Origin of the sequence: Streptomyces sp. NPDC052101 (genome assembly GCF_040680235.1) — a bacterium.
Classification (GTDB): Bacteria; Actinomycetota; Actinomycetes; order Streptomycetales; family Streptomycetaceae; genus Streptomyces.
On the sequence record NZ_JBFAWH010000001.1, the window covers coordinates 1 to 12864 of the forward strand.

General features: G+C 72.6%; 12 protein-coding genes and 1 pseudogene. 3 read left to right on the top strand and 10 right to left on the bottom strand.

The genetic code is table 11. The annotated features are described in order from the left end of the window. The 8 genes and pseudogenes from AB0L75_RS00005 to AB0L75_RS00040 form a co-directional block, all read right to left on the bottom strand. Window positions 1-512 (bottom strand): annotated as a pseudogene (locus AB0L75_RS00005) (ATP-binding protein); the annotation flags it as partial. Between the two features lie 494 nt (window positions 513-1006). Further along, entirely contained in the window at window positions 1007-2134 is a 1128-nt protein-coding gene (locus tag AB0L75_RS00010; protein ID WP_365173141.1) for a hypothetical protein, read from the bottom strand. Further along, the gene (locus AB0L75_RS00015; RefSeq protein ID WP_365173146.1) at window positions 2131-2439 is read right to left on the bottom strand and encodes a helix-turn-helix domain-containing protein; all 309 of its coding nucleotides are present in this window, start codon (window positions 2437-2439) and stop codon (window positions 2131-2133) included. The genes AB0L75_RS00010 and AB0L75_RS00015 overlap by 4 nt, the downstream gene beginning before the upstream one ends. Beyond that, a complete protein-coding gene (locus tag AB0L75_RS00020) occupies window positions 2436-3182 on the bottom strand; it encodes a hypothetical protein (RefSeq protein WP_365173148.1) in 747 nt (248 codons plus the stop codon). Before AB0L75_RS00020 ends, AB0L75_RS00015 begins: the two co-directional genes overlap by 4 nt. Continuing rightward, on the bottom strand, window positions 3179-3511 hold the full coding sequence (locus AB0L75_RS00025) for a hypothetical protein (RefSeq protein WP_365173151.1): 333 nt from the start codon (window positions 3509-3511) through the stop codon (window positions 3179-3181). The genes AB0L75_RS00020 and AB0L75_RS00025 overlap by 4 nt, the downstream gene beginning before the upstream one ends. Continuing rightward, entirely contained in the window at window positions 3508-4368 is an 861-nt protein-coding gene (locus AB0L75_RS00030; RefSeq protein WP_365173154.1) for a hypothetical protein, read from the bottom strand. The genes AB0L75_RS00025 and AB0L75_RS00030 overlap by 4 nt, the downstream gene beginning before the upstream one ends. Window positions 4369-4491: 123 nt before the next feature. Continuing rightward, on the bottom strand, window positions 4492-5184 hold the full coding sequence (locus tag AB0L75_RS00035; protein ID WP_365173157.1) for a Crp/Fnr family transcriptional regulator: 693 nt from the start codon (window positions 5182-5184) through the stop codon (window positions 4492-4494). Window positions 5185-5368: 184 nt separating this feature from the next. After that, window positions 5369-6535 carry an MBL fold metallo-hydrolase gene (locus tag AB0L75_RS00040; RefSeq protein WP_365173160.1) on the bottom strand — a complete coding sequence of 389 codons (1167 nt, stop codon included), beginning with the start codon at window positions 6533-6535 and terminating at the stop codon, window positions 5369-5371. A 259-nt stretch (window positions 6536-6794) separates the two neighbouring features. Between AB0L75_RS00040 and AB0L75_RS00045 the strand changes: the two genes are divergently transcribed. Both AB0L75_RS00045 and AB0L75_RS00050 read left to right on the top strand, forming a co-directional pair. Beyond that, entirely contained in the window at window positions 6795-7979 is a 1185-nt protein-coding gene (locus AB0L75_RS00045) for a Glu/Leu/Phe/Val dehydrogenase dimerization domain-containing protein (protein WP_365173163.1), read from the top strand. A 79-nt stretch (window positions 7980-8058) separates the two neighbouring features. After that, entirely contained in the window at window positions 8059-8673 is a 615-nt protein-coding gene (locus AB0L75_RS00050; protein ID WP_365173165.1) for a TetR/AcrR family transcriptional regulator, read from the top strand. 166 nt (window positions 8674-8839) lie between these two features. Here the strand turns inward: AB0L75_RS00050 and AB0L75_RS00055 are convergent, their stop codons facing one another. Together AB0L75_RS00055 and AB0L75_RS00060 are read right to left on the bottom strand one after the other, a co-directional pair. Then, entirely contained in the window at window positions 8840-9625 is a 786-nt protein-coding gene (locus tag AB0L75_RS00055) for an SGNH/GDSL hydrolase family protein (RefSeq protein WP_365173168.1), read from the bottom strand. A gap of 163 nt (window positions 9626-9788) precedes the next feature. Further along, window positions 9789-11864 (bottom strand): alpha-galactosidase, encoded by a 2076-nt coding sequence (locus tag AB0L75_RS00060; protein WP_365173170.1) that lies wholly within the window; start codon window positions 11862-11864, stop codon window positions 9789-9791. Window positions 11865-12035: 171 nt separating this feature from the next. On the opposite strand from AB0L75_RS00060, the gene AB0L75_RS00065 reads away from it, so the two are divergent. Beyond that, on the top strand, window positions 12036-12833 hold the full coding sequence (locus AB0L75_RS00065) for a tyrosine-protein phosphatase (protein WP_365173172.1): 798 nt from the start codon (window positions 12036-12038) through the stop codon (window positions 12831-12833). The last annotated feature ends 31 nt before the right edge of the window (window positions 12834-12864 follow it).

Genomic DNA, 12864 nt, shown 5'->3' on the forward strand with positions numbered 1-12864 from the left:
CGGCCGCCGCCGGGGGCGCCCCCGGCCCCCCCCCCCCCCCGGGCCAGGTCGGCGGCGAGCAGCTCGAAGTCGTCGGCGTCCTCGGGCAGTCGGCGGCGCGCCGAACGCTGTGGCGGGGCCTCCCCCTGACGCAGCGCGTCGACCAGGGCATGCAGGTCGGCCTCGCCGCGCGCGGCGGTACGGCGCAGCGCCTCGACGCGGTCGGAGACCGCGCGGGCGGCGCGGTCGGCGGCCACGGCGGCGATGAGGATGCCGGCGACGGTCACGGTGACCGCTCCGGCGAGTACGGCCCAGAGCGTGGGTCCGGTGCGGGCGCCGGTGGAGCGGATGCTGAAGAGGACCGTGGCGGTGGCGCTGAGCGCGACCGCGACGGGCGGCAGCACGGCGAGCCGCATGAGCTGAGGCCGTATGTGCATGTCGGGCAGTGCGGGAGCGGGTCGGGCGACCGGTCGCCCGTGCCGGCCGCCCTCACGGCGGTCGGCGCGGGTGGCCGGTGCTCGGAGGTGAGACATCTGCGTCCTCGTACTGGTCCGTCGGGCCTGTTTCTCACGCGGTGCGCGAGACGGGCATGCGTCATCGCGGTGTCCGTCGGCTTGACCGGCGAACCCGGCCGCGCGACGTGACGGACACTCACAGTAGTTGCTTGCGCATCATGTGCGGCGGGCAGTTGACAAAGTCCCCCGAGGAGCGTCCCGCTCTGGTATGAAGCGTCGTACGACAGACCGATAACCCAGTCGGGCAGGCGAGATCGGGCCGAAAGAGACCGATACCACCTGGTCAAAACCGATCAGAAAGAAAAGCCGTAGGGCGGCGGACCGCATCGGCCCACCGCCCCGGCCGGACGCCGGCTACCGGCCTTCCGCCCGACTCGATCGCTCCTTCACCCCACCGCCCCCGACGTCGACGGCACTCACGGATTGTCACCGAGAGTGTCGGCCTTGGCCTTGGATCGGCGGCATGAGGTTCGTGCCGGACGGTCGCGGGCTTGGCCCTCGACGGGCAGGTGTCACCCGGCGGTGCGCTGGATCAGCGTGCGGGCCGCGCCCGCCCAGTCCTCGATGCATGCCGTCACCGAGGTGACCTGCCTGACGGCGGAGGAGATGTTCTTCACGGGCTTGCGCAGGTGCCGGCTCAGGCCCACCAGGCCGTCGACGGCCGTGCCGAACCCGCCGAGGCCCGCCATGCCTTCCTGGGCGGCCGCCTCCAGGCCGAGGAGCTGACGCAGGAACTCCTCCGTTCCCTCGCCCCATTCGTCGCGCGGGGTGATCTCGATGAGGCCCAGTGCCGCACGCACCCCGCTGTCCAGGCTGGTCATGCGCCCGGCGAAGGCGTGCGCCGTGTCCTTCAGCTCCTCGGCGGGAGCGCCGATCGACTCGGCGTAGCGCGCGACGGCCGCGAGCCGGGCGCTCATCGGAACGTTGGCCTGGCCGAGTTGGGAGATCTCCGCGCCGTGCTGCTCGGTCAGTGCGCCGATCGTCTCGATCGCCTTGGCGATCGCGTCCATGTCCTCGGTGACCTGCTCCAGACCGTCCTCGATCGCGGCGAACTCGTCCAGCAGGCCCGGGGCTTCTTCGCCCTGTTCCTCTTCGCTCCCCGGCAGGGCCGGTGTCCCGTCGGCCGTCTGGATCCCGCGCAGCACGCGGGCCGGGGTGAGGGGTTCGAAGCCGTCCCGCAGCCCGACCTCCAGGGCGTTCTCGATGATCCCGCGGGCGTCGGCGAGACCGCTGCGGGAGGGGTGGTAGTGGATGGTCCTGATGGAGGCGATGTCGAAGGGCAACTGCCCGTGCTCGCCGATGTGGATGGTCGGTTTGCCGGTGATGTGGCGCAGTCCCAGCTCGTACATGACGTTGGGGTTGCCGCCGCTCACATCGGCGATGACCAGGTCGGACTGGATGACATGCCGGCAGATCTGCTCGTTGATGTCTCCGGCGTGCGCGATGCCGTCGGCACGCAGCGGGGTGATGCCGTGCCTCTCGCAGGCCGGGGCGATCACCTGCTCGAAGATCCGCAGGTGGTGCTCGTACGCCTCCCGCTCGGGACTGCCGTGCGGGGCGTAGGAGTTGCCGATCGGACCGATGACGAAGCAGGAGGGGCTGCCGCCCTGCTCGTCGCGGACGGCCAGGGTCGTGATCATCCGGAAACCTCCGTTGCGTGGTCGTTGGCGGAGTGCAGCCGGGCGGCGTGCGCGGCGCCGGCTTCGAGGTCGACGGCGTAGACGGGCCTCTCCTCGATGCCGAGGGCCCGCAGGAGGAACGCCGTGGGGATGCGGTAGCGGTGGCCGAGCCGCAGCACCGGACAGGGGAAGAGGCCCAGGTGGATCAGCCGGTACGCCGTGCCGGGGCAAATGCCCAACGCGCGGGCGGCCGTGCGGAGGTCGACGCTCAGCGGGAGGTCGAAGGCCTCCGCGAAGGTCAGGGGCGGACCGGACCGCGGGCTCACGGCCGGCTCCCCGACGGAAGCAGCGCGAGGGTGCCGATACGGTACGCCTCCGCATGCCGCCGGGCCCGGAACACGAGGTGAGCGAGCCCGGCGCTGTGGGCGAGCGCACCGAGCCGCTCGCCCTCCCGCCGGGTGCCCGCGTCGACGAAGCGGAGCGTCGCCGACAGTCCGTCACACCGCGGCGGAGGCGTGATGTGCAGGTCCCAGTGCCCGCCGGGGTCCGCCTCCGGCCCGGCTCCGGGATACCGGGCGGCCGCGGCCGCCGCCACATCCGCGACCGGGACCTCATGCCTGCGGCTGCTCACGGCGGCCCACATCCGGTTCGCGGCGTGCCCGAGGATGCGGCCGCCGGGATCCGGATGGCACGGATCCGCCGCGTCCAGGGCTTCGAGCACGGCGAGCGCGATCTCCGCCTCGAGATCGGCCCGCTCGACGGGCAGTTGCCGCCTGATCCGGTGCCAGGACCGATACAGCCCAGGGAGCGCGAGCCACACGGCGAGGAGCCGGTAACCTCCGTCCCCATCCTTGGACCGCTGGGCCTCCACGACGGCCTGCCGCCAGATCGCCGTCCACAGCGTCCGGTCGGCCCGAGACCCGTACAGCGCGGCCCTGGCCTGCTGCGGGGACAGGTGTGACGTCCGGTCACCGACGGGTACGGTGAGGCACAACCGCCCGTCGGCGCCGGGCGCGGCCAGACTCCGCGCGACGGCGTCGAACAGGCTCGGGGATTCCGACGATGTCATCGTTGCCTCCTGTCCGGCCGCGTCGGGCCGAGTGCCGACATGGCCGCCATCGCCCGCCCGCAGGCGCGGGACAGGGCGGCCAGCCGCGCGAGCACGTACGCGTGCCGCGCCGCCGAGACCGGGCTCGCCTGCCGGTGCCGCCGCTGTACCGGCGGGGCGGTGGTGGGTGCCGTGTGGATGTGGATGCCGATGCCGCCGTAGACGTTGCGGCCGACGTTCACGCCGTGGCCCGCGCACTGCGCCGGCCCGCCGCCGTCGTCATCGCCACCGTCGCTGTCGCCGTCGCCGTCGCCGTCGGGCAAGGGCGAGGCGTCGAACAGCGCCGTCATCGGGCGTGGTGGGGGCCGCCGGACCGCGGGGCGGGCGGCAGCCCCACGGTGACACCGCCGGTGACGTCTCCGCCCACGGCGACACCATCGCCGTGGATGTGCTGGGAGACCGTGGCAGGCCTCTCGGAGACCGTGGTGCGGCTCTGGGAGGCGGTCGTAGGGCTCTGGGAGACCGCGGTACGGCTCGTCCCGTCGGTCGCCGGCGTGTCCGGGGACGGCTCCCGGCCGGGCCCCGCGACGAGCGGCCGTAGCCGCTCCGGGCCGTGGCCGGGCACGTGGAGCCAGCCGTAGCCGCCGAACTCCTTCACCTCGACGTGCACCTTGACGTACTGACGCGGGTCGAGACCGGGTTGCCCGAGCCGTACGACGTCCTGGTACAGCCGGTCGGAGACGATCATGACCAGATCCGTCGAGGCGAGGGCCGCGAGGACGGACTTCGTCTGCGGCGCGTTCAGATAGCGCGCCACCGCGACGGGCGCGGGCCCGGCGTGGCCGAGGGCAGCGTCCGCCACCACGCCCGAGTCCACCGCGAGCCGCACCCTCAGGCGGGTGGTGCGGCGGGCGTTCACGGCGGCCAGACGGGCCGCCAGGTGGCGCACGAACGAGCCCAGCACGATGTCCTGCCTCGTGTGCGCGGGCAGTACGGCGAACTCCTGGTCTCCCTGCGGCTGACGGGCCCAGTCCGCGCGGTGCAGGCCGGCCAGCCCGGCGGCCTCGTCCAGGACGCGTACGAGATCGGCCTGGACGACGGACTGGGCCAGGGTGTCGAGGCGGCTGTACTGCTCCACGTCGGCCGCGAGGCACAGCCTGTGCTGGGGACCGGCGGTGTCCCGTGGCGCATGGGGATGGATGTTCATGACGACTCCTGTCACCTGGCTTCGGTGGGCGGGGTGCGGTGCATGCCCACTGTGCGGACGGCGGCAGGAAGCATCGAGAAGTCCGCATTGACGCGGACTTCTGGCGGCGGGGGCGACGGTCTGCTAGCCGAGCCGGGCTGTCTCGCGCAGCCGTCGGAGGTCACGGATGCAGGTGTGCCGGGAACCGGTGCGGATGAGCCCGTCCCGGCGCAGCTGCGCCAGTTCCTTCTGCACGGTGTCCCGGGTCGAGCCGGCGAGCGCCGCGAACTCGTCCTGCGTGAGGTTCACGTCGATCAGCAACTCCCCCCACCCGCCGCGACGTCCGTACGACTCGGCCAGCTCCACGAGCACGCGGGCCAGGCGCACCCTGACCGGGTACCCGGCGAAGTCCAGAAACCGGCGGTTGGCCCGCCGCAGGCGGCTGCTGAACAACCCGCAGTACGCCTGCCATGCCTCGGGGGTGGCAGACAGAAAACGCCGCAGGTCGTCCTGCGGGATCACGGTGGCGACGACGTCGCCGCACGCGGTGACCGTGGCGGACCTGGGCTTGCGATCGGTGGCCGCCATCTCTCCCACGACGTCCCCGGCGATCCGGATGTCCATCAGCTTCGGGCGGCCGCCGTCCGAGCGGACGGTGACCTTGACGATCCCCTCGTGCAACAGCATGAGGTCGCACGTGGTCTCGCCCTCACTGATCAGGGCGTCGCGAGGTGCGTAGTGGCGCCGGCTGCCGAGTCGCCGAAGGCCGGCTCGGAGAGCTTCCGGCAGAGTGTCGAGGAACGGCGCGCGGTCGTCGGTGTACCAGCTCTGCGTCATGCGCACAGCAGAGCAATTCACGGCCCGGGCGGTGCGGGGTTTGCGTCACGCCCGTCCACGCATCGAACGCACGCAGGGCGCACGACAGCGCACAGGGGAAGCATGATCGGCTCCCTGATGCGCCTGGCCTCGTCCCGATGCGCCTGACGTCGTCCTGATGCGCCTGATCGCGTCGAGGAAGCCGTCAGCCCCGCTTCGGCGGCTCGGCGACGAACGCGCCGACCGAGCGCCAGGTGCGCCGGACCTCTCCCGACACGCCACGCCACCACGCCTCCGCCGGGAGCTTGCCCGCGGGCTCGAAGGGCTCGCCGGGCCGGGGCAGGGCCACCGCCTGGCCGGCCTCCTCGGCCGACTCCTTCGTCCACTCCCCCGGCTCGGCCCAGGGGTGCGGGGCGAGGTTGAAGGTGCCCCAGTGGATCGGCAGCAGCACGCCGTGCGGGGCCCCGCCCTGCAGGTCCAGGTGGGCCCGCAAGCCCTCCTCCGGAGTCATGTGGATGTCGGGCCAGAACTCGCTGTAGGCCCCGATCTGGATCATCGTGGCGTCGAACGGCCCGTGGGCCGCGCCGATGTCCTTGAAGCCGTCGAAATAGCCCGTGTCCCCGCTGTGGTAGATCCGGTGCTCCTCGCCGGCGACGGACCAGGACGCCCAGAGGGTGTGCTGGGTGTTGCGCAGGCCGCGGCCGCAGAAGTGGCGGGCCGGGGTGGCGGTGAGGGTGAGCCCGCCGATCCTGGTGGACTCGTGCCAGTCCAGCTCGCGCAGCCGGTCGGGGGAGACGCCCCAGTGCTCCAGGTGGGCGCCCACGCCGAGCGGCACGGCGAAGAGGGTGTCCGTGCCGGCCAGCGCCTTGATGGTGGGCAGGTCCAGGTGGTCGTAGTGGTCGTGCGAGATGACTACCACGTCGACGGGGCCGAGCGCGGCGAGCGGCAGCGGTACGGGGTGCAGCCGCTTGGGGCCGGCGAAGGGGAACGGGGAGCAGCGCTCGCCCCAGACGGGGTCGAACAGCACCCGGTGGCCGTCGATCTCCGCGAGGACGCTGGAATGCCCCATCCAGGTCAGCCGCAGTCCCGTGGCGGGCGGCTTGGCCAGGTCGGCGAAGGTCGTGGGATGCACCGGGACGGTGCCTCTCGGGGCGCGCAGCGGCCGGGTGTCCTTGTCGAGGAACACCTTCGCGAGGTCCAGCGTGGAACCGGAGGGCCGGGTGCGCGCCGCACCTCCCGGGTTCTGGAAGACGCCGTCCTTGAAGTGGGGGGAGCGGCGGATGCGTGCCAGGCGCTCACCGCCCGGGTCCGCGCCGAACGCCGTCGGCCGCAGCGCGCGGAGCCCGGAGCTCGAGGAACGCAATCCGGTCACGGTACCTCCCGGTGGAGTGGGTGAGGCCCTCCATTATGGTCGGCCCCTCCGACAGCCCGGGACCGCCGGGGTGCCCGTGCGCACACGAGCTGTGCTACTGAACCTCCGTTCAGCACGTTGACAGGGTGCGCACCGGCTCCGCAGACTGACCCGCGATTCAGTAAACCTCCGCCCGCCCTTGCCCCGGCCCTCCCCGCCCCTTGCCCCGACCCTCACCCGTCGCTCCCCTGACGACTGTCCGCGGCCCCTTGGAGTCACCATGACCGCCCACGCTCCCCTGATGTCGCTCGTGTGGACCGACCACGTCACCGGCTGTCAGGGCTTCCTGGTCGTGGACCGGCTGGTGCGCGGTGTGGCCAGCGGCGGGCTGCGGATGCGCCCCGGCTGCACCCTGGATGAGGTGACGGGGCTCGCCCGCGGCATGACGATGAAGGAGGCCCTGCACTACGACCCCGAGGCCCGTTACGTCCCGCTCGGCGGCGCCAAGGGCGGCATCGACTGCGATCCCCGGGATCCGCGGGCGTACGGACTGCTCGTGCGCTATCTGCGCGCCATGCGGCCGTACATCGAGAGCTGCTGGACCACCGGCGAGGACCTCGGCCTCACCCAGGATCTGATCGACCGCGCGGCAGCCGAGGCGGGCCTGGTCTCCTCCGTCCAGGCGGTGTACCCGCTGCTGGACGACGAGGCGGCGGCCCGCAAGCGGCTCGCGGACGCCTTCGCGCTCGAGGTGGACGGCATCGGCCTGGGCGAGCTGGCCGGCGGCTGCGGGGTCGCCGAGTCCGTGCTCGCGGCGCTGGACCGGGCGGCCGTGCCGTACTCGGGCACGCGCGTGGCTGTGCAGGGGCTCGGCACGATGGGTGGGGCCACGGCGCGGTTCCTCGCGCGCGCGGGGCTGACGGTCGTGGCGGTCGCCGACATCAAGGGCACGATCGCCCATCCGGCAGGGCTGGACGTCGAGGAGCTGCTGGCCGCGCGGGACGGTCACGGCACCGTCGACCGGCGTGCCCTGCGCCCCGGCGACCGCGAACTGCCCGGCGACGCCTGGCTGTCCGCCGACGCGGAGGTGCTCGTGCCCGCGGCCGTGTCGTACGCCATCGACACCGCCGACCAGGAACGGATCCGCGCGCGCTGGATCGTCGAGGCCGCCAACATGCCCGTACTGCCCGAGGCGGAGGCACTGCTGGCCGCGCGCGGAGTGACCGTGCTGCCCGACGTGGTGGTCAACTCCGGGACGAACGCCTGGTGGTGGTGGACCCTGTTCGGCGACATCGGTGCCGACGCCGACGAGGCGTTCGCGCACATCCGGCGCTCCATGCGGGCCCTGGTCGAGCTGATGCTCGACCGTGCGCGCGCCGACGGCACGACCCCGCGCGCGGCCGCCCACGCCCTGGTGACCGACCGACTGCCGGTGATCGCGGACCGCTTCGGGTGGCACCGGTGACGGGGCCCGCCGCGGCTGCGAAGGCCGAAGGAACCGGGTTCCTTCGGCGCCGGCGTGAGCCACGGATTAGGGTGACCGCGTGGCGAGAGTGCGGTTGAGCGTGGCCGAGCGGCGGGAGGAACTGCTGCGGGCCGCTATCGGGCAGATCGAGGCGCGGGGCGTGGCGGCGGTCAGGATCGCCGACGTGGCCGCGGTGCTCGGGGTGAGCAACGCGCTGGTGCTGTACCACTTCTCGACGAAGGAGAAGCTGGTCGGGGCCGCGTTCGCCCATGCGGCCGAGGGCGATCTCGCGCACCTGCGCAAGCTGCTGGGCCGGCGGACGTCCGCACTGCGCCGGCTGCGGGCCGCGGTGCGCTGGTACGCGCCGACCGGGCAGGCCAAGGGCTGGCGGCTGTGGATCGAGGGCTGGGCCGTGGCCCTGCGCGAACCCGCCCTGCGGGAGGTCACCCGGGACCTGGACAGGCAGTGGAAGGCGGCGATCACCGAGGTCATCGCCGAGGGCGTGGCGGCGGGCGAGTTCGCGTGCGCCGACCCGGCCGGTGCCGCGCTGCGGCTGACGGCGCTGCTGGACGGGCTGGCCGTGCAGCTGACGTCGTACTCGGGCGCGGTGCCGCGAACGCGCGCGCAGGAGTGGGTCGACGACACGCTCGCCCGGGAACTGGGCCTGGACCGGAAGGCGTTGACGGAACGCTAGGCCGCGCCCGTCCGCGACGGCGCCTGCGAGGCGTGCGGCTGCGGGTGCGTCGCGGTTTCTCGCGCCCCTGGGGGGGCGCCCGGACCGGCGTCAGCAGGTTCCGCCGGTACCGCACGCCGCCGTGCCCCGCATCGAATGGTGCGCGGTGCGGGGCACGGGGTGTGGGTCAGGCCACCGAGGCGATGCGGTGCTTGATGTCGTCGGGCGACAGGGTGCCCTTGGCCGTGACGTGGTCGCCGGAGGACTCACCGCGCAGGCGGCGGCCGATCCACGGGACGAGGTACTCACGGGCCCAGTGGACGTCGTCGCGGCGGATGTCCAGGGTGCCCCGGGGCGGCAGCGGAGGCCACGGCTGCTCGGGGTCGGCCGGGATCTGAAGGCCGAGGGCCTGGCCTGCGCGCAGCGCCACGCGTGTGTGCCCCTCGGGCGAGAGGTGGAGCCGGTCGCTGTCCCAGGCCCTGCGGTCCTGCACGGACTTCAGGGACCACAGGTCGAGCACGGGGCAGCCGTACCGGTCCGCGATGGCACGGACGTGCCCGTTGTACGTGGCGATCTTGCCGCGCAGATGCTTGAGCACGGGAACGCCACGGGTGTCGAAGCCGGTCGTCACCATGACCGTGCCCGCGGCCTCGGTGAGCTGGGCCAAGGCCCGCTCGAAGCGCTCGGCCACCTCGTCCGGGTCGGTGCCGGGGCGGATGATGTCGTTGCCGCCCGCACAGAAGGACACCAGGTCCGGGGCGAGTTCGACGGCCTGCGGGAGCTGGTCCTGCACGATCTGGTCGAGCAGCTTCCCGCGGACCGCGAGATTCGTGTACTTGAAGTCCCCCTCGGGCCGCCGGTCGGCGAGCAGTACCGCGAACCGGTCCGCCCAGCCCACAAACGCCCCGTCGGGCCCGGGATCGCCGACGCCCTCGGTGAAGCTGTCCCCCACCGCCACGTACGACCCGATCACTGATCTGTTGTCATTCTTCGAATCGTCTACCACGAAGCACCATGATTCACCTTCCGGTGTGACCTACGCGACCGTAAGGAGGGGTTGACGAACGGTGAGAAGAGACACCCTTAAATAGTTTGCGAATCAGGAATAGGGCTGACCTCAGGCGGGTTGAAGGCCTTCAGCCCATGCGGCGCAGTCGGAGCACCGTCGCATCCAGGTCACCCTTGAGTCCGGTGCGCAGCCCGTGGTGCAGCAGGACGGCACCCCGGTGGACTTCACCCGTTTCGTGGCATTCGTACGATGCCGTCGGGTCGAGTCCGCGCAGCCGCAGCGCCGGGACCGGCTCGCCGTAGCTCTGCGCCTGGAGCCAGGCGAGGACCACGATCTCCTGCTCCCCGACGTACTGGACGGCGCTCAGGCCGCCGGCCGGGGGCCGCAGCCGGTACAGCTCGCCGTGCTGGACGACCGGGCGGATCTCTTTGTAGAGCTGGACCCACCGGCGGCCCTCGGCCAGTTCCTCGTCGGTCCACTCGGTGAGGTCGCCGCCGACTCCGAGGACACCCGCCATGGCGCTGACGAAGCGGAAGCGCAGCGTGCTGACCCGGCCGTTGAGCTGGGTGTTCGGGCTGTCGGTGACCCAGGCGGCCATGACCCGGGCGGGATGGATCTGGGTGAAGCCGTGCTGGATGGCGAGCCGGTCGAGCGGGTCGGTGTTGTCGGAGGTCCACACCTGGTCGGTGCGGCCGAGCACCCCGAGGTCGATCCGCCCGCCGCCGCCCGAGCAGGACTCGAAGGCGACGCCCGGGTGGGCCGCCCGGAGCCGGTCCAGCAGGGCGTACAGGGCGCGGACGTGGTCCACCCACAGGCGCTGCGGGTACGGCTCGCCGGGCCAGCCGGCGTCGGTGAAGCAGCGGTTGAAGTCCCACTTCACATAGTCGATCGGCGCGCTGGAGAGCAGGGTGTCCAACTGCTCCCAGAGGTACTCCTGGACGTCCTCGCGGGCGAGGTTGAGGACGAGCTGGTTGCGCAGTTCCGTGCGCTTCCGCCCCGGCTGGTACTGCACCCAGTCGGGGTGCGCGCGGTACAGGTCGCTGTCCGCGTTGACCATCTCGGGCTCGACCCAGATGCCGAACCGCATACCGAGGCCGTGCACCTGGTCGGCCAGCGGCTTCAGGCCCTGCGGGAAGCGGTCGGGGTTGGGGGTCCAGTCGCCGAGCCCGGCGCGGTCGCTGGTGCGGGCGCCGAACCAGCCGTCGTCCACCACGAACAGCTCCACGCCGATGTCGGCGGCCCGGCGGGCGAGGGCGAGCTGCTGCTCCTCGGAGATGGCGAAGTTCGTCGCCTCCCAGGAGTTGAAGAGCACCGGCCGGTCCCGCTCGGCGTCCGGGATGACGTACGCGCGCTGGTAGGCGTGCCAGGTGCGGCTCGCGCCGCCGAAGCCGCCGTCGCTCCACAGGCCCGCGAAGACGGGGGTGGTGTACGACTCCCCCGGCTGAAGGAGCAGCAGGCCCGAGTCGTCGTAGCCGGCGCCGCCGGTGATCTGCACGCGCGCGTCCGGGAGTTGGGCGACCGCGATACGCCAGGAACCGGACCAGCCGAGCGCGCAGCCGTAGACCTCGCCGCGCTCCTCGGTGGCGTCGGTGTCGAGGGCCACCCAGGGCAGGTGCTGGTGGCCGGTGTGGCCGCGGCGGCTGCCGATGACCTTCTCGCCGTAGGTGAGCGGGGCGGTGGTGAGGCGGGACTCGGCGGCCCAGCGGCCGTGCAGCTGGGACAGCCGCCAGCCGTCGCGGTCGGGCAGGGTCCAGGTGGCCGCGTCGGCGCGCAGCAGCTCCACGCGCGCGTCCCCGCCGTTCGCCACGGTGACCCAGCGCTCGACGACGTCACCGCGCATCCGGTAGTGCAGGGTGACGGCGATGCCGTCGTCGTCGAAGCGCAGCCGCAGCTCGCCGGCCTCCGCCTCCTGCGCCCGGAAGCTCCACTCGGTGCCGCGGCGCTCGTCGGTGCGCACGGACAGGGCGGGGCGGACGAAGCGGGGGCCGCCCTCGACCGGGTACTCCTCGCGGCCGTCGAGCGGGGACTCGAAGGGCCAGTAGCCCGGCAGCGGGTCCTTGGCCAGGGCCTGTGCGTCCGCGAGCGTGATGCGTGGCCCCCAGTGCAGATGGAGCAGCTCGTCCTCGTCGGTGAGATGCAGGGCATAACTGCTGGTGGGCCCCGAGAGGAGCCAGGTACGACCGTCTTCGGCGATGTCCACCACAGAAACCTCACAGGGCTCAACAGATCCGCTCAAGTGCCAACATCATCAGGCTCGCGCTCCCTGGTGACAATGCCTGTGGACAACTCCTTGCCCGAGGAAACCGATGTCGTATGGTCGACAGAGCGCCCGCCGACGAGCCGCGACGGCGGGGTCCTACCGGGAGGAGCCCCCGTGACGCAGCAGGTCCCGTCGACCGAGCCGGATCTGGCCGGAGTGCGCAATTTCCGTGATGTGGGCGGGCTGCCGACCGTGGACGGCCGCCGGGTGCGGCAGGGGGTGCTGTTCCGCAGCGGGCACCTGGCGCACGCCACCGAGGGCGACGCCGCCTTCCTCGCCTCCCTGGGCCTGCACACGATCTTCGACTTCCGCAACGCCGCCGACCAGAAGCTGGAGGGCCCGGACGTCGAGCTGCCCGGCGTGCGGAATGTGAACCTGCCGCTGAGCGACCCGGCGGACGGCGCCGAGTTCTGGAAGATGGTCCGCGACGGCGACCTGGACCAGCTGCGCGGGATCCTCGACGACGGCAAGGGGGCGGCCCGGATGGTCGCCTCGTACCGGTCGATCGTCAAGGAGCGCACCGCCGAGCACTCCCGGGTGCTGCGCGCCCTCACCGAGGACAGCGTGCCTGCGCTCATGCACTGCGCGGCGGGCAAGGACCGCGCGGGCATCTCGATAGCTGTGACACTTCTCGCGCTGGGGGTGGAGCGCGACGCGATCGTCGCCGACTACCTGGAGTCCAACGCCAAGCACCGGCGCTACAAGGTCCGCCGCAGCGGCAGCGCGGAGACCGCCTACACCCCCGAGGTCATGGAGCTGCTCAGCCCGCTCTTCGACGCCCGCGCCGAGTACCTGCTGGCGGCGTTCGAGACCATCGAGCAGACCTGGGGCGATGTGGAGACCTACCTGGAGCAGGGCCTCGCCCTCACCCTGACCGCCCGCGAACACCTGCGCGAACGCCTGCTGGACTGACCGGGCCGACGGGCCGGCCTCCGGACCCGTC